The organism is Pseudomonas sp. MSSRFD41 (assembly GCF_014230245.1).
Lineage (GTDB): Bacteria > Pseudomonadota > Gammaproteobacteria > Pseudomonadales > Pseudomonadaceae > Aquipseudomonas > Aquipseudomonas piscis.
Window position 1 is genome coordinate 282,659 of record NZ_JACKZK010000001.1, and the last position, 15,334, is coordinate 297,992.

Annotated in this window: 12 protein-coding genes; 6 read left to right on the forward strand and 6 right to left on the reverse strand. The window is 66.6% G+C overall.

Annotated elements, in window-relative coordinates; translation table 11 throughout:
- Position 1 precedes the first annotated feature (1 nt).
- The 6 genes from H7A76_RS01345 to H7A76_RS01370 all read left to right on the forward strand — a co-directional run bounded on the left by H7A76_RS01345 (position 2) and on the right by H7A76_RS01370 (position 8,251).
- A complete protein-coding gene (locus tag H7A76_RS01345; RefSeq protein WP_185696868.1) occupies positions 2-3,085 on the forward strand; it encodes a serine/threonine-protein kinase in 3,084 nt (1,027 codons plus the stop codon).
- On the forward strand, positions 3,085-3,801 hold the full coding sequence (locus H7A76_RS01350; RefSeq protein WP_185696869.1) for an ABC transporter ATP-binding protein: 717 nt from the start codon (positions 3,085-3,087) through the stop codon (positions 3,799-3,801). The genes H7A76_RS01345 and H7A76_RS01350 overlap by 1 nt, the downstream gene beginning before the upstream one ends.
- On the forward strand, positions 3,801-5,003 hold the full coding sequence (locus H7A76_RS01355; RefSeq protein ID WP_185696870.1) for an ABC transporter permease: 1,203 nt from the start codon (positions 3,801-3,803) through the stop codon (positions 5,001-5,003). Before H7A76_RS01350 ends, H7A76_RS01355 begins: the two co-directional genes overlap by 1 nt.
- A gap of 22 nt (positions 5,004-5,025) precedes the next feature.
- The gene (locus H7A76_RS01360) at positions 5,026-6,708 is read left to right on the forward strand and encodes a formylglycine-generating enzyme family protein (protein ID WP_260497898.1); all 1,683 of its coding nucleotides are present in this window, start codon (positions 5,026-5,028) and stop codon (positions 6,706-6,708) included.
- A gap of 83 nt (positions 6,709-6,791) precedes the next feature.
- Positions 6,792-7,727, forward strand: coding sequence for a type VI secretion system-associated lipoprotein TagQ (gene tagQ, locus H7A76_RS01365; protein ID WP_185696872.1), 936 nt, complete (start codon positions 6,792-6,794; stop codon positions 7,725-7,727).
- Between the two features lie 140 nt (positions 7,728-7,867).
- A complete protein-coding gene (locus H7A76_RS01370; protein ID WP_185696873.1) occupies positions 7,868-8,251 on the forward strand; it encodes a helicase in 384 nt (127 codons plus the stop codon).
- Between the two features lie 94 nt (positions 8,252-8,345).
- Here the strand turns inward: H7A76_RS01370 and H7A76_RS01375 are convergent, their stop codons facing one another.
- The 6 genes from H7A76_RS01375 to exbB form a co-directional block, all read right to left on the reverse strand.
- A complete protein-coding gene (locus H7A76_RS01375; protein ID WP_185696874.1) occupies positions 8,346-9,746 on the reverse strand; it encodes an aminoacyl-tRNA deacylase and HDOD domain-containing protein in 1,401 nt (466 codons plus the stop codon).
- Between the two features lie 79 nt (positions 9,747-9,825).
- On the reverse strand, positions 9,826-11,901 hold the full coding sequence (gene recG / locus H7A76_RS01380; protein WP_185696875.1) for an ATP-dependent DNA helicase RecG: 2,076 nt from the start codon (positions 11,899-11,901) through the stop codon (positions 9,826-9,828).
- Between the two features lie 9 nt (positions 11,902-11,910).
- Positions 11,911-12,831 (reverse strand): hydrogen peroxide-inducible genes activator, encoded by a 921-nt coding sequence (locus H7A76_RS01385; RefSeq protein WP_185696876.1) that lies wholly within the window; start codon positions 12,829-12,831, stop codon positions 11,911-11,913.
- 147 nt (positions 12,832-12,978) lie between these two features.
- Positions 12,979-13,731: an energy transducer TonB gene (locus tag H7A76_RS01390; protein WP_185696877.1), complete on the reverse strand. Its 753-nt coding sequence runs from the start codon at positions 13,729-13,731 to the stop codon at positions 12,979-12,981.
- Positions 13,728-14,156 (reverse strand): TonB system transport protein ExbD, encoded by a 429-nt coding sequence (gene exbD, locus H7A76_RS01395; protein WP_185696878.1) that lies wholly within the window; start codon positions 14,154-14,156, stop codon positions 13,728-13,730. Before exbD ends, H7A76_RS01390 begins: the two co-directional genes overlap by 4 nt.
- 6 nt (positions 14,157-14,162) lie before the next feature.
- On the reverse strand, positions 14,163-15,158 hold the full coding sequence (exbB, locus tag H7A76_RS01400; protein ID WP_185696879.1) for a tonB-system energizer ExbB: 996 nt from the start codon (positions 15,156-15,158) through the stop codon (positions 14,163-14,165).
- Positions 15,159-15,334: the final 176 nt, after the last annotated feature.

Consider the following 15,334-nt stretch of genomic DNA (forward strand, 5'->3'; position numbering starts at 1 on the left):
CATGGACATTCTGATTCCCGGCTTCGATATCCAGGGCGAGATTGGCGAAGGCGCCATGGCCAGCGTGTACCTGGCGACCCAGCGCTCCCTGGAGCGCAAGGTGGCGCTCAAGGTCATGGCTGCCTCGCTGGCCGCCGACCCGAGCTTCTGCGAGCGCTTCCTGCGCGAGGGCAAGACCCTGGCGCGGCTGTCCCACCCGCACACCGTGACCATCCACGACATCGGCAATGTCGGCGAGCTGTACTACATGGCCATGGAATACCTGCCCAACGGCACGCTCAAGGAGCGCATCGCCGCCGGGCTGACCCCGGAGCAGGGCCTGACCTACATCCGCCAGATCGCCTCGGCCCTGGGTTATGCCCACGCCCAGGGGCTGGTGCACCGTGACGTCAAGCCGGCCAACATCCTGTTCCGCGCCGATGGCACGGCAGTGCTCTCGGACTTCGGCATCGCCAAGTCCCTGGACGATCGCACCCAGTTCACCCAGGCCGGTTTCGCCGTCGGCACTCCGAGCTACATGAGCCCCGAGCAGGCCCGCGGCCAGGACATCGACGGTCGTGCCGACCTCTATGCGCTGGGCGTGGTGCTCTACGAAATCCTCGTCGGCAAGCTGCCGTACAACGGCACCGATGCCTTGTCCACGGCCCTGGCCCACCTCACCGAGCCGTTGCCCGAGCTGCCGGTGCACCACGGCCGCTACCAGCACATCCTGGGCAAGCTGCTGGCCAAGGACCCGGCGGAGCGCTACCCGGATGCCGCCGCCTTGCTGGCGGCCCTGGACAACCTGCCGGCGGCCCCCGAGGTCGAGGCAACGCTGATCCAGCCGTTGCCCTTGCCGCCCCGGGAAGTGCCTGTGGGCAACGACCTGGCCGGGTTGACCCCGGTCTCCATCGAGATTCCCCGGCAGGCCCCGCAACCGGCCCCGCACCAGGAGTCACGTCCGGAACCTGTGGCGCAGCCCCAGCGCGTCTCCAGCCTGCCGCCCCAGGGCGCCGAGCCGGCCGGGCAGCGGCGTGGCCCGGTGCTGGCCCTGGCCGGCGTGGCCGTGGCGGTGGCCCTGGCCGTGGCCGGTGGTGGCTATTGGTGGTTATCCGGGGACAGCCCGCAGCCAGCGCCCAAGGCCGTGGCCGGCACCTCGGCCTCCGGTAGCGCGAGCACGCCCAGCGTGGCGCCGCCGGTGAACCAGCCCGTGGCGAGCGATGCCGATGGCGGCCAGCGGCCGTTGCTGATGCCGGGCAAGAAGACCCTGTTCCAGCGAGTGCTGAGCAAGCCTGGGGCGAGTTTCTCCAGCGAGCCCGGGGCGGCCCCGGGCGCGGCGGTACCGGCGTTCTCGGTGCTGTACGTGTACCAGCGCAAGAGCCTCGACGGCCGCGCCTGGTTGCGCCTGGGCGCGGCCAGCGATGGTCGCAGCGCCGGTTGGCTGCCTGAGGACCAGGTCAGCGACTGGAAGCAGAGCCTGGTACTCAAGTTCACCGAGCGCTCCGGGCGGGCGCCGGTGATGTTCGTGCGCCAGGCCAGCCAATTGGAACGCCTGCTGGCCGATCCTGCGGCGGCCAAGAACCTTTTGCTCAATGCGCAGAAGAATCCCCAGGACGACCAGCAGGTGCTGGCCCTGGAACCCAATGCCAGCGCGGTGCCCCAGGACCAGTTCTACCTGCTGCCGATCTTCGACGCCAAGGAGAGCTTCGACGAGAACGGCCAGCCGGTGCAGTTGCTCAATGTCGCCTCCATCGACCCGGGCAACAGCCCGCAGAGCATCAGCGACAGCGCCGGCAAGCGCCTGCCGGTGAGTACCGCGCCAGCCGCCGATGATGCGTTCCGCACCGCCGTGGTGCTGGTGGTGGATACCTCGGTGTCGATGCAGCCCTACATCGACCGGGTCCGCGATGTGGTGCATGAGCTGCAAGGCAAGCTGGCCGCGCGCGGCGAGCTGGACAGCGTCAGCTTCGGCCTGGTGGGCTTTCGCAACAACATCAAGAAGACCCCGGGCCTGGAATATGTCGCCAAGACCCTGGTGACCCTGGACCAGGGCCGCGATCCCCAGCGGTTCCAGGAGCTGGTGAGCCAGGTCAAGGCCACCAACGTGTCCAGCCACTCGTTCAACGAAGATGCCTTCGCCGGGATCATGCAGGCGGTGGAGGGCATGGACTGGAAGGGCTACGGCGGCCGCCTGATCCTGCTGGTCAGCGATGCCGGTGCCCTGCGCAAGAACGATCCCTACAGCCGGACCCAGATGAACGAGGCTGAGGTGCGCCAGGCGGCCCTGGGCAAGCAGATCAAGATCTATGCCCTGCACCTGCGTACCGACGCCGGCAAGAAGAACCACGCCCAGGCCGAGACCCAGTACCGGGTACTGACCGCCGATGCCAACCCGAAGATCGGCGACCTGTATATCCCGGTGCCCGGTGGCGACGTGGGCAAGTTCGGCGAGCGGGTCGACGAGATCGGCACGGTGTTCGCCGACCTGGTGCACCAGGTGCGCAGCAACCAGGAGCAGGCCGTCCCGCTGCTGGCGGCGAGCCCGAGCATCGCCGAGAAATCGGCGGCCATCGGCTATGCCATGCACATGGACTTCCTTGGACATAAATCCGCCAGCCAGGCGCCGCAACTGGTCAGCGCCTGGACCGCCGACCGCGACCTGACCAACCCGGCGTTGCCGGCGTTCCAGGTCTGCGTGATGCTCACCAAGCTGCAGCTCAACGACTTGCAGCAGTCGCTGAAGTTGATCGTCGACGCGGCGCGCAAGACCCAGACCTCGCCCAAGGACTTCTTCCAGGAAATCGCCAGCGCCAGCGCCTACATGAGCCGCGATCCGGCGGCCCTGCGCAAGGGCGGCAACCTTGCCGATGGCGGCGTGCTGGGGGAGTACCTGGAAGGCCTGCCGTACCGCAGCAAGTCGCTGAACATGACCCAGGACCTGTGGTTGTCGCTGAGCGTGGCCGAACAGGAAGACTTCATCGACGAACTGGATTCGAAGATCCGTCTCTACGAGACCTTCCACAACGACCTGGCCAACTGGGTGCGCTTCGGCGACGCCGAGCCGGGTGATGCCCTGTACCGCGTTCCCTTGTCGACGTTGCCCTGATGCTGAACCTTTGGGATGTGCGCAAGAGCCGCGGCGAGGGACGCCAACGCTACAGCCTGGTGATCCCCCGGCTGCAATTGCGTGCCGGCGACCAGCTGGCCGTGGTGGGCCCCAGCGGCTGCGGCAAGAGCACCTTGCTCGATTTGCTGGCGCTGGTGCTGGCCCCGGATTCGAGCCGGCGCTTCGATTTCGCCCCGGACCGGGAAACCCTCGATATCGCCGGGATCTGGAAGCAGGCCGGGCACAGCGCCCTGGCCGAGCTGCGTAGCCGGCACCTGGGTTATGTGCTGCAGACCGGCGGCTTGCTGGGGTTCCTCGATGTGCGGGGCAACATCAGCCTGCCGCGCAAGATGCTGGGCCTGGCCGACGAGGGCATTCCCCGGCGCCTGGCCGAGCGGCTGGAGATCGCCGACCAGCTCCACAAGAAGCCCGCCGACCTGTCGGTGGGCCAGCGCCAGCGGGTCAGTTGCGCCCGGGCCCTGGCCCACGGGCCGCAGGTGCTGCTGGCGGACGAACCGACCGCGGCCCTGGACCCTTTGAACGCCCAGCGGGTGATGCAGTTGTTGGTGCAACAGGCGCGGGACCAGCAGTTGTGCTGCGTGGTGGCGACCCACGATGAGCCGCTGGCGCGGGCCAATGGCTTGCAGATCCGGCGTATCGCCTGCCAGCGCGATGTCGATGGCGGCGTGACCGCGACCCTCGGGGAGGCGTGCTGATGCGTGCAGCCCTGACCGCGGCGCTGGCCTGGCAGGACTACCGGGCCGATACCTGGCTTTCGGCCTGCTCGGTGCTGGCCCTGGTGGCGGTGATCGCGCCGCTGCTGGTGCTGTTCGGGCTCAAGTTCGGCCTGGTCAGCAGCCTGACCGAGCGCCTGGAGAAGGACCCGGCGGTGCGCGAGATCGTTCCCCTGGGCGGCGGGCGTTTCAGTGCCGCGTTCATTGCCGAGCTGAGGCAACGTCCGGACGTGGCGTTCGCCTTGCCCAGGACCCGGCAGATCGCCGCCACGGCAGAGCTGGCGCGAAGCGAGGGGGATGTTGGCCTGACCGTGGAAATGCTGCCGACCGCGCCTACCGACCCCTTGCTGGGGGCGTTGCCGGCATTGCAAGGCATGAACGGGGTGGTGCTCAGCCACACCGCCGCCGAGAAGCTCGGGGCCCGGCCGGGAGACTGGCTGCAGGCCAGTTTCGGCCGCCAGGTGGCCGGGCGCAGCGAGGTGCAGCGGACCCGGGTCCAGGTCGAGGGCGTGCTGCCCCTGGAGGCTTTTGCCCGCGATGCCTTGCTGGCGCCCCTGGAGTTGCTGGAGGCCGCCGAGGACTATCGCGACGGCCGTGCGGTGCTGGCCATGGGCTGGGCCGGTGGCGCCCCGACCCAAGCCGGGCAGCGGGTCTACCCGGCGTTTCGCCTGTATGCGCGCAGCCTCGACGACGTCGAGCCGCTGCGTCGCTATTTCGCCGAGCGCGGCCTGCTGGTGTCGACCCAGGCCCAGGCCATCGCCCAGGTGCAGTCCTTGAGCCGCAACTTGTCGATCGTGTTCTGGATCATCGCCGGGCTGGCCCTGGCCGGGGCCTTCGCGGCGATCTTCGCGGGCGCCCTGGCAGCGGTGGAGCGCAAGCGCCGGGAGCTGTCGGTGCTGCGCCTGCTGGGTTTTTCCACCGGGGCGCTGCTGTTGTTCGTGGTGGCCCAGGCCCTGTACAGCGCCGGTTTCGCCGCCGTGCTGAGCGGCGTGTTGTATGCCCTGGCGCAGGCCGGGCTGAATCATTTGTTCATGCAGGTGCCGGGCGAATACGCCAGCCATCTGCTGCCGGGTCACCTCGGCCTGGCCCTGTTGGCGACGCTGGGCGTCAGTAGCCTGGCCGCTGCGCTGGGCGGTTGGCGGGTGTCGCGCATTGAAGCTTGTGAAGGAATTCGCGATGTATAAGTTGATCAGCACCGTGCTGGCCATGACCCTGGCGGGGGCCGTGTGGGCCGAAGAGCCCGTCAATAAGATGGATAACCCCAAGCCCCTGGCCGGCGATGTCAGCCTGCCGCTGCCATGCGATGGCGAGATGGTGTTCCGCTACGTCTACGTGCTGGCCCAGGGCACCCTGGACGACCGCGAGATCAACCTCGGCTACCCCTTCGCCGAGGGCGAGAGCGGCTACCAGCAGTCGTTCATTTCCGGCTACCGGCGGGACTACATCAACGGCCAGTTCACCCTCAAGGACTTGCCGGGCCCCTGGGCCAAGACCATCGGCCCGTTGCTGCCCAAGGCCGGTACCGGGGTGCCGCTCAAGCCGATGATGTATTTCATTGGCAAGTATGAAGTCACGGCCCGCCAGTACGCCCAGGTCATGGCCCAGGCCCAGTCCCTGGCCAGCGGCGAACCGGCGCCGGCCTGCGAGGCGCCGGATGGCATGCAGGGGCGGTTGCCCAAGGTCAAGCTGTCGCGTTTCGAGGCCGAGCGTTTCGCCGCGGTCTACAGCGCCTGGCTGATGAAGAATCACCGCGACCTGCTGCCGGTCAGCGGGCGTGGCGGTTCCGCCGAGGACGGTGGCCTGGGCTTCGTGCGCCTGCCCACGGAAGTGGAGTGGGAATACGCGGCCCGTGGTGGCCAGGCGGTGAGCCGCCAGGAGCTCGAGGGCCGGCTGTTCCCACGGCGCGTGGAGGGCAGCGAGAGCGATGGCCCGCTGGCCGACTGGGCGGTGTTCAACCAGGTGGCTGGCGGTACGGGCCAGGCGGCGCGACTGATGCCGATCGGCACCAAGCTGCCCAACCCCATCGGCCTGTTCGACGTGATCGGCAACGCCGCGGAGATGGTCCAGGAGTCCTTCCAGCTGGTGCACGCCGGCCGGCGCCAGGGCACCTATGGTGGTTTCGTGGTCAAGGGTGGCAACTACCTGGAAGGCGAGGGCACGCTGTTCACCGGCATGCGCCGCGAATACCCGCTGTTCGCCGCCGATGGCACCGAGCAAAGCAACGAGACCACGGGATTCCGGGTGGCCATCGGTGCCTTGTCGGCGCCGCGCTCGCGCTACAAGGAACTGTTCGCCCAGTGGCAGAAGGAAGGGCGCCTGGCGTCCCTGACCGATGCCATCGATGACGCCCAGGACCCGACCAAGCGCCTGGACAGCATTATCGCCGCCAGCGTCGATCCACGGTTGCAGGCGGAGTTGGGGCTGGTCAACGAGGAGCTCAAGCGCAACGTTTCGCTGATCGCCCAGCAACGCGAGGAAGCGGCGGGCAACCTGATTCAGTCCTCGGCACTGGTGGCCGAGACGATCAACAACTACAACATTCGTCTGACCAACCTGAAGAAGAGCCAGCAGCAGGCCCTCGATGCCAAGGATGAACCCAGCGCCAAGCTGTTCGCCGAAGCCATCGACAATGGCCGCAGCGCTCTGGACGGGGCGGTGGCGATCTACATCGACAACCTGGCCACGGGCACCCGTTACACCGACGCGGTGATCCAGGCGCAATTTCAACGGATCAAGGAAGAGCTCAATCGCAAGCCGGTGCTCGGCAAGAGCCTGGTGACGCGCGCTACGCTATTCGTTCGCCATGTCGGGGACTACCGCCAGAAACGGCGGGCCGACCCGGCGACGATTTTGAAGGAACTGCTCGCATCGACCGGTCAGAAGTCTTGACCGGCCGCTGTCTGTCGAGCCTGGAGGATCTCGGACGACCTGGTGTCGTGCCGAGTGGGTCAAACTTAATCGAGATCACGAACATGCTTTTTTCCCGCAACCCATTTGCTTCAACGTCCAAGCGTCACCTGCTGTTGGTTGCCGCCGGGTTCAGCACCGTATTGACCGGTTGCGCGACCTCTCCGGTGTCCAAGGTGGCCTCCACCACCAAGGTCGAGTACTACCCGAGCTGCTATGAGCCGGTGCAGCACTTGCGCGCCACTGACTCGGACATGACCAAGTCGGTGGTCACCGGTGCCGCCCTGGGCGCTGCCGGCGGTGCCTTGCTCGGTGCCTTGACCGGTAGTGGCGAGCATCGCGGTCGTAACGCGGCCATCGGCGCCGCTGGCGGTGCCCTGGCCGGTGGTGCCGCCGGGTACTACACCGAGCGCCAGAAGCAGATCGCCGATGACAACCAGCGCATCGCTTCCTACGCCGCCGACGTCAACAAGAGCGTGGCCGACATCGACCGCAGCACCGCTTATGCCCGTGCTTCGCAGACGTGCTACCAGCGCGCTTTCGACAGCCTGATCAGCGCTCGCAAGGCCAACAGCATCAACGACGTGGAAGGCCGCAAGCGCCTGGCGGAAATCGTCAGCGGGCTGAAGGAGTCCAACGACCTGATCGCCGCGGTGAACGGTCGGGCCAGCGAGGACCTGAGCAAGTACAACCAGGCCTATGAGCAAGACCTGCAGCAGGTGGGCGTGCAGCGCACCGACGTGGTCAAGGTGGCCGCCGCCGACACCACTCCTGTGGCCACCACCGGCAAAGGCAAGGGCAAAGGCAAGAACCCACCGGTCAAGCAGAAACTGCCGGTGGTGCCGAAGGAAGCGGTGAGCACCGAGAAGTCGATGCAGCAGGCCAAGACCAAGCAGGCCGAGAGCAACCAGGTGGCCACCAGCGGCCAGACCCAGGTCAACAGCATGTGCAAGAACCCGGACCTGGGCGACTGGGCACCGGTGCCTTGCCCGAACGTCTGAGTCAGTAATTGTCTGACAAGATGTCGCTATAAGCGCTGAACGCCAGGCGATCTTCGAGCAATCGAGCAGATCGACTGGCGCTCGGCGAGTTACAGGTTACACTGCGCCGGCCATCCAATAATTCCACTGAGGCGCCGCGCATGAAATTTCGTTTTCTCCTCTGGGTGCTTGGCCTGTTGATGGGCAAAGCCAGTCGCGACAATCCCGCTTTCCAGCAACAGTTGGGCGACAAGGAGCTGGTGTTCCAGCTGCAGACGCTCGATGGCAAGGTTGCTCGGCATTTCTTCGTCAAGGACCAGCGTGTCACCAGTCGTTCGGGGTTCTATCCCGAGCCGGCCTTCGCCATCGCCTTCAAGGACGCCGCCTACGGCTTTGCCACCATGCAGGCGAAGAACAAGCAACTGGCGTTCATGACCGGGATCCAGGACAAGTCGATCCAGATCAAGGGCAATCCGGCCCTGGTGATCTGGTTCCAGGGGCTGACCAAGTACCTCAAGCCCAAGAAGTCCAAGCCCAAGGCTTGAGGCGTTCGACGCGCCAGTCGTCGGCAGGGCCGCGACCGGTCGCAGGAGATGATCCGGAAGGGATTCCGCAGGCCGCAAGGGCCTGCGGAAAGACTCAGGCCTGGCTGAATTGCGAGGCCAGCTCGCGCAGCAATACCTCGGCCTCAAGCACCTTGCTCACCACATCCTCGGCCTTGTCGCGACTGAGCCCCAGGCGCTCGAACAGAGCGTCGGGAATCTCTTCGCGGGGACCGGAGCCGATGCCCCGGCTACGCAGCAGGCGCACCGCCAGGCAGACCAGGTTCGGGTACTCGGCATAGGCGCCGTCGTAGCTCGGGTCGTGCTGGAAGCGCAGGGCGCTGCACAACTCGTCCGGCATATCCCAGTAGCGCATCAGCCAGGAGCCGATCTGCTCGCGGCTGATGCCCAGCAGGTGCTGCTCGATGTAGCTGTGGCACAGGTGCGGGTTGACCTCCAGGTGCCGGCAGATCAGCGAGAAGTGCGGCGGGAACACATGGGCCAGCAGCAGGTAACCGAAGTTGTGCAGCAGGCCGGCGAGGTAGGTCAGGCCGGCTTCGGGCCGCTGGGCGCGGGGCATGGCGCGGGTCAGGCCCTCGATTACGGCGGCGGTGTAGATCGATTGCTGCCAGTACGGCGTGGCGTGCTGCGGCTGGTCCTTGGGCAGGCTCAGGGTCTTGCCCAGGGCCAGGCCCAGGGCGAGGTTGATCACCAGGTCGAAGCCCAGCACCCGGACGATGGCGTCCTCCACCGAGCGGATCTTGCCTGGCGAGGCGTAGTAGGGCGAGGCCGCCCAGCTCACGACCTGCGCGGCCAGCGCCGGGTCGGTTTCCACCACCCCGGTGATGTCGTCGATGGTGGCGTTGGGGTCGACCCGCAGCTTGATGATCTTCTGCGCGGTTTCCGCCAGGGGCGGGATCTCGATGGTGGCCTCCAGGCGCTGCTGGATGCGCCGGGCGGTAAAGGCCTGCATCGCCTGGGAGATCTCCTCGCGGTCGTCGTCCGGGCGGTCGAGGTTGGGGCGGATGCTGCTCAGAGGTTCGCCGAACTTGCCGGCGCTGGCCTTGCTGAGCATGCCCTTGAAGTCTTCGCGGCTGATTTCCAGCAGCACGCCCGGCTCGCCCGAGTGGATCAGCAGGCTGGGCTCGTGCAGCAGGCTTTCTTCGTACAGGCAGGGCGAGCTGGTCAGGGCCGGCAGGCCTGGCAGCAGGCTCAGGCTGTGCTTGCCGAGCATGCGCTCCAGGCGTTCGGTGGAAACCGAGTGCAGGCGCCGGCCGGTAAGCTCGGCAAGGCGGTTCAGGTCCAGCAACTGGCTTTGCGGGAACAGCACCATCAGGGCGCCGACGGCGTCATCGAGCAACACCGCCTGGACTTTGCGCGTGGCGGGTAGTTCGGGGCGGTCGATGACTTCGTTATAACCGATGGCCAGTTTGTCGAGCAGCAACCGGATGACAGATGGCGCGTGCGGGGTAGCAGTGGCGAGGGCAACTTCTGTCATGGCGTGGTATCCGTTTTTCTACAATGTGACCAGTATAACCAGCTTGGTCATTCCAATGGTTCACTAACTGAGGCTTGGTTCACACTTGACCGTATTGCTGGCCATGGCGCAACCAGCGCTCCAGCAGCGGGCTGACGTGGGCCGGCCAGCGTTCCAGCAGGGCCTGGGCGGCATCGCGTACCGCGGGCAGCAAGTCGGCGTCGCGCATCAGGTCGGCGACCTTGAACTGCAAGAGGCCGGTCTGGCGGGTGCCGAGCATTTCCCCCGGGCCGCGCAATTCCAGATCCTTTTCGGCGATGACGAAGCCGTCGTTGGTTTCGCGCATGATGCCCAGGCGTTGACGACCGATTTGTGAAAGCGGCGGATGGTAGAGCAGCACGCAGTGGCTGGCGGCGCTGCCACGGCCGACCCGGCCGCGCAACTGGTGCAGCTGCGCCAGGCCCAGGCGTTCCGGGTTCTCGATGATCATCAGGCTGGCATTGGGCACGTCGACACCGACCTCGATCACCGTGGTGGCCACCAGCAGTTGCAGGTTGCCGGCCTTGAACTCGGCCATGACCGCGGCTTTTTCCGGCGCCTTCATGCGGCCGTGGATCAGCCCCACCCGCAACTCGCCGAGGGCGCTGGAGAGATCCTCAAAGGTGGTCTCGGCGGCCTGGCAGGTGAGCTCCTCGGATTCCTCGATCAGGGTGCAGACCCAATAGGCCTGGCGTCCTTCGGCGCAGGCGGCGCGGACCCGCTCGATCACCTCGATGCGCCGGCTGTCGGTCACCAGCACGGTGTTCACCGGAGTACGCCCGGGCGGCAGTTCGTCGAGGATCGAGGTGTCCAGGTCGGCATAGGCGCTCATGGCCAGCGTCCGGGGAATGGGCGTGGCGGTCATGATCAACTGGTGCGGGCAGAGCCGGCCGCCCGCGCCTTTCTGGCGCAGGGCCAGGCGCTGCTGGACGCCGAAGCGGTGCTGCTCGTCGATGATCACCAGGGCCAGGTTCTTGAATTGCACTTCGTCCTGGAACAGCGCGTGGGTGCCCACCACCATGGGCGCGCCGGCGGCGATCTGTTCCAGGGCGGCGCTGCGGCTCTTGCCCTTGAGCTTGCCGGCCAGCCAGGCGACTTCCAGGCCCAGCGGCTCCAGCCAGCGCTTGAAGGTGATGAAGTGCTGTTCGGCGAGGATCTCGGTGGGCGCCATCAGCGCTACCTGATAGCCGGCCTCCAGCGCTTGCAGGGCAGCCAGGGCGGCGACCACGGTCTTGCCGGCGCCGACATCGCCCTGGATCAGCCGTAGCATGGGCTCGGGCCGGCTCAGGTCGTAGGCGATCTCATTGCCCACTCGCTGCTGGGCGCCGGTGGGAGCAAAGCCCAGGTTCTTCAGGTAGCGGGCCGGCAGCTTCTTGGCCACGGGCAGCACCGGCGCGCGCTGGGAGCGCAGGCTGTCGCGCAGGCGCTGCTGGGACAGCTGGTGGGTCAGCAGCTCTTCGAAGGCCAGGCGGTGCTGGGCCCAGTGATGACCCAGGGCCAGTTCGTCGACATCGGCGTCGGCCGGTGGGTGGTGCAGGTAGCGGATCGCGTCGTCCAGGGGCGCCAACTGATAGTCCCGGGCCAGCTCCTCGGGCAGCCAGTCGGGCAGGCTGCGGGGGCCGAGCATGGCCAGGCTCTGCTGGCAGAGCAGGCGCAGGCGCTGTTGGGTCAGGCCTTCGGTGAGCGGGTAGATGGGGGTCAGGGTCTGGTCCACCGGCGGCGGTTCGTCGCCGCTGATGGCGCGGTATTCGGGGTGGTAGATCTCCAGCCCCGAAGCGCCCGGGCGGGCCTCGCCGTAGCAGCGTACCCGGGTGCCGCGCTTGAGGCCTTCCTTCTGGGCGTTGCTGAAATGGTAGAAGCGCAGGCTCAGGCCGCCCGTGCCGTCCTGCAGGCGCACCAGCAGGCTGCGGCGCTTGCCCATGACCACGTCGGCGCCGCTGACGGTGCCTTCGATCACCGCATCCTGGCCCGGGCGCAAGGCGCCGATGGGAACCACGCGGGTACGGTCCTGATAGCGCAAGGGCAGGTGGAACAGCACGTCCTGGAGGTTCTCCAGGCCGACCTTGGCCAGCTTCTCGGCCATGGCCTCGCCGACGCCCTTGAGCGCCGTCACTGGCACCTTCGACAACTCGGTCATGGTGACGGCTTAACTGGCGACGGGCGGCTTGGCCACGGAGCACAGGCGGATCGAGTCGGCGAGGATCTCGATGGCCTTGGGCCGCGGGAAGCTCGCGCGCCAGGCGATGGCCACGGTGCGAAATGGTGCCGGCGGGGTCAGTGGACGGACCTCGATGACCCCCGGGGCATAGTGGTGGCTGTCCACCGCCGACAGCGGCAGGATCGAGACGCCCAGCCCCGAGGCGACCATGTGGCGGATGGTTTCCAGCGAGCTGGATTCCACGGTGGTGTGCTTGGCGCCGTCGTTGCCCTTGGTCAGGGTCGGGCAGGCTTCCAGGACCTGGTCGCGGAAGCAGTGGCCTTCACCCAGCAGCAACAGGCTCTTGTCGTTGAGCAGGCTGGCGTCGATGGTTTCCTTGCGGGTCCAGGAGTGGTCGCTGGGCATCAGCACATAGAAGGGTTCGTCGTACAGCGGCAGGGTCAGCACATCGGCTTCGCTGAACGGCAGGGCGATGATGATCGCGTCCAGCTCGCCGTTGCGCAGCTTGTCACGCAGCACGTGGGTGAAGTTTTCCTCGATGTACAGCGGCATCTGCGGGGCGACCCGGTGCAGCTGTGGAATCAGGTGGGGGAACAGGTATGGGCCGACGGTATAGATGGCGCCGACCTTGAGCGGGGCAGTCAGCTGGTTCTTGCCAGCCTGGGCCAGTTCACGGATGCCCTGGGCCTGCTCCAGGACCTTCTGCGCCTGGGCGACGATGGTTTCTCCCACCGGTGTCAGGCGCACGGCGCTCTTGCTGCGCTCGAAGATCAGCACACCGAGTTCGTCCTCGAGCTTCTTCACGCCGACCGAGAGGGTGGGCTGGCTGACATGGCAACGCTCGGCGGCATGGCCGAAATGCTGCTCCTGGGCAAGGGTAACGATGTAGCGCAGTTCTGTAAGGGTCATAGCGGGCGTCCGTAAGGTTGCGGCCAAGCATAACGGCTGCAATCGATAGACGCACGTTATCAGACTGGGGATGGAGTGCGACACCCGCCAATGCCTGCGCCGGACGGGGTGCATGCGAAGGGCACCCCAGGGTGCCCTTGCCTTGGATCAGCGGCGGCCGCGGCTGCGATCGATCTCGTAGTTGTACGAGGCGGTGATCTCCACGCTGCCGTTGTTGAGCATGTCGGCGGGTGGCTTGGGCAGTGGTTGGGCCCGGCGGATCATTTCCAGGGTAGCCCGGTCCAGGTCGGCGTTGCCGGAGCGGTTGACCAGCTCGTAGGACAGCACCTTGCCTTCGGCATCCACCACGAAACGCAGGGAGTTGGTGCCTTCCTTGCCGCGTCGCTGGGCTTCGCTCGGGTAGCGCTTGTACTTGGCCAGGTGAGCCTGCAACTCGCCCTGCCAGTTGGCCTTGGCGGCCGCCTGGGCTGGCGATGGGCCTGGTGCCGCCGGTGCCGGGTTGCTGGACGGAGCCGGTGTCACGGGAGCGTCGCTGGGTTTTTCGTCGGAAGGTTTTTCCTTGGGCGGCTCAGGCTTGACCACGGGTTTGGGTGGCTGTGGCTTGGGCTTCTGCTTGGCCGGCTTGGGTACCGAGATGGTGGGCTTGGGCGCCTCGGCCAGCTTGGGCAGCGGTAGTTCTTCAACCGGCGCCGGTGGTTGCGGCGGGGTCACCACTTTCGGGGGTGCCGGAGGGGGCGGCACAGGGGCAGGCGCCAGTTCGACCACCATGGCTTGGGGTGGAATGGGCATCGGCTGTGGCTTGGACCAGTTGAGGGCGAGTGCGATCGCCACCGCATGGACGCCCAGCACCACCGCCAGGCTACCGCTGTAACGCGTCAGTCTTTGGCGCGTCGTGATCATTTCTTGGCTGCCGTCTCGAGTCCGACCAGGCCGACCTTCAGGTAGCCGGCCGCGCGCAGGGTGTCCATCACGCTCATCAGGTCGCCGTAGTCAACGCCCTTGTCGGCCTGGAAGAAGATCGTGGTGTCCTTCTTGCCCTGGGTCTTGGCGTCGAGGGCGGCGCCCAGGGTCTCGGCCTTGACCTCGTCATCGCCGAGGAACAGGCGTTGGTCGGCCTTGACGCTGAGGAACACCGGTTTCTCGGGGCGCGGCGCCGGCTTGGCGCTGGAGGCGGGGAGGTCGACCTTGATGTCCACGGTGGCCAGGGGAGCGGCCACCATGAAGATGATCAGCAGCACCAGCATCACGTCGATGAACGGCGTGACGTTGATCTCGTGGTTTTCGGCCAGGTCGTCGCCTGCCCCTTCCTTCAAATGCAAGCCCATGGCCGATTACCCCACTTTCACCATGTGCGGTTGTGCGGAGCGCTCGCCTGGCTGGTGGTCCAGGTCGCGGCTGACCAGTAGCAGGACTTCAGCCGAGGCGTCGGTCACCTGGGCCTTGTAGCCGGTGATGGAGCGGGCGAAGACGTTGTAGATCACCACTGCCGGGATCGCGGCGACCAGGCCCAGGGCGGTGGCCAGCAGGGCTTCGGCGATACCGGGGGCGACCACGGCGAGGTTGGTGGTCTGGGTTTTGGCGATGCCGATGAAGCTGTTCATGATGCCCCACACGGTACCGAACAGGCCGACGAAGGGGGCGGTGGAGCCGATGGTGGCCAGCACGCCGGTGCCGCTGCTCATGTTGCGGCCGCAAGCGGCTACCAGGCGCTCCAGGCGGAAGCTCACGCGTTCCTTGATGCCTTCCTTCTCCCGGCTATTGGCCGACAGGCGCATTTCTTCCAGGGCGTCGTGGACCAGCAGGTTGGTCAGCGTGCCTTGCTTGGTCGCGCTGGCGCTGGCTTCCTTGAGATTGGTGGCCTTCTTCAGGGCGGCGATTTCATGGCGCAGGCGGCGCTTGGCGCCCATCAGCTCGAAGCCTTTGGCGATCCAGATGGTCCAGGTGATGATCGAGGCGATGGCCAGGCCGATCATCACCAGCTTCACGATGATGTCGGCGTTCTGGTACATGCCCCATGGCGACAGGTCGTGGGCCATGCCCAGGGTATTGTCGGCTTCCAGGACTTCGGGAAGCTCCTGGGCGGCTACTGGCTGGCCGTCGGTCGGAGCTTGTTCGCCGGTTGCCGCAGCTGCGGCGGGAGCCGTGGCAGGTGCTGCCGGATCGGCGGCCGGCGTGGAGGCGGCTGGCGCCGTGGCTGGGGCGTGCTGGTCGGCCCAGGCTGCGGTCGGGGCCAGCAGCAGGCTGCACAGCAGCGCGGCGACCGCGCCCATGGTGCGCAGCGGGCTGGGGCGGGTGGTTGGCGAGACGGAGAATGGATTGCTTGTCATGCTGGCCGGACCTGAGAGGAGAATAGGGTGAATGTCCTTCTAGGCCTCGCTGGGCCGAGAACAAAATGGGCGGTCATTATTGCAAGTAATTCTTGTTAACAGAAGTAATAGAGTATCTTTTTTTCCTCGATTACTAGCCGCTCGTCTTGTGCGAAGGCTAGTCTTGACCTTTGTGC

Bases quoted from the DNA above. Each gene is read 5' to 3' on its own strand.
- H7A76_RS01350 (WP_185696869.1), top strand. From the start codon at position 3,085: ATGCTGAACCTTTGGGATGTGCGCAAGAGCCGCGGCGAGGGACGCCAA.
- H7A76_RS01390 (WP_185696877.1), bottom strand. From the start codon at position 13,731: ATGATCACGACGCGCCAAAGACTGACGCGTTACAGCGGTAGCCTGGCG.
- H7A76_RS01385 (WP_185696876.1), bottom strand. From the start codon at position 12,831: ATGACCCTTACAGAACTGCGCTACATCGTTACCCTTGCCCAGGAGCAG.
- exbB (WP_185696879.1), bottom strand. From the start codon at position 15,158: ATGACAAGCAATCCATTCTCCGTCTCGCCAACCACCCGCCCCAGCCCG.
- tagQ (WP_185696872.1), top strand. From the start codon at position 6,792: ATGCTTTTTTCCCGCAACCCATTTGCTTCAACGTCCAAGCGTCACCTG.
- recG (WP_185696875.1), bottom strand. From the start codon at position 11,901: ATGACCGAGTTGTCGAAGGTGCCAGTGACGGCGCTCAAGGGCGTCGGC.
- H7A76_RS01375 (WP_185696874.1), bottom strand. From the start codon at position 9,746: ATGACAGAAGTTGCCCTCGCCACTGCTACCCCGCACGCGCCATCTGTC.
- exbD (WP_185696878.1), bottom strand. From the start codon at position 14,156: ATGGGCTTGCATTTGAAGGAAGGGGCAGGCGACGACCTGGCCGAAAAC.
- H7A76_RS01345 (WP_185696868.1), top strand. From the start codon at position 2: ATGGACATTCTGATTCCCGGCTTCGATATCCAGGGCGAGATTGGCGAA.
- H7A76_RS01370 (WP_185696873.1), top strand. From the start codon at position 7,868: ATGAAATTTCGTTTTCTCCTCTGGGTGCTTGGCCTGTTGATGGGCAAA.
- H7A76_RS01360 (WP_260497898.1), top strand. From the start codon at position 5,026: ATGACCCTGGCGGGGGCCGTGTGGGCCGAAGAGCCCGTCAATAAGATG.
- H7A76_RS01355 (WP_185696870.1), top strand. From the start codon at position 3,801: ATGCGTGCAGCCCTGACCGCGGCGCTGGCCTGGCAGGACTACCGGGCC.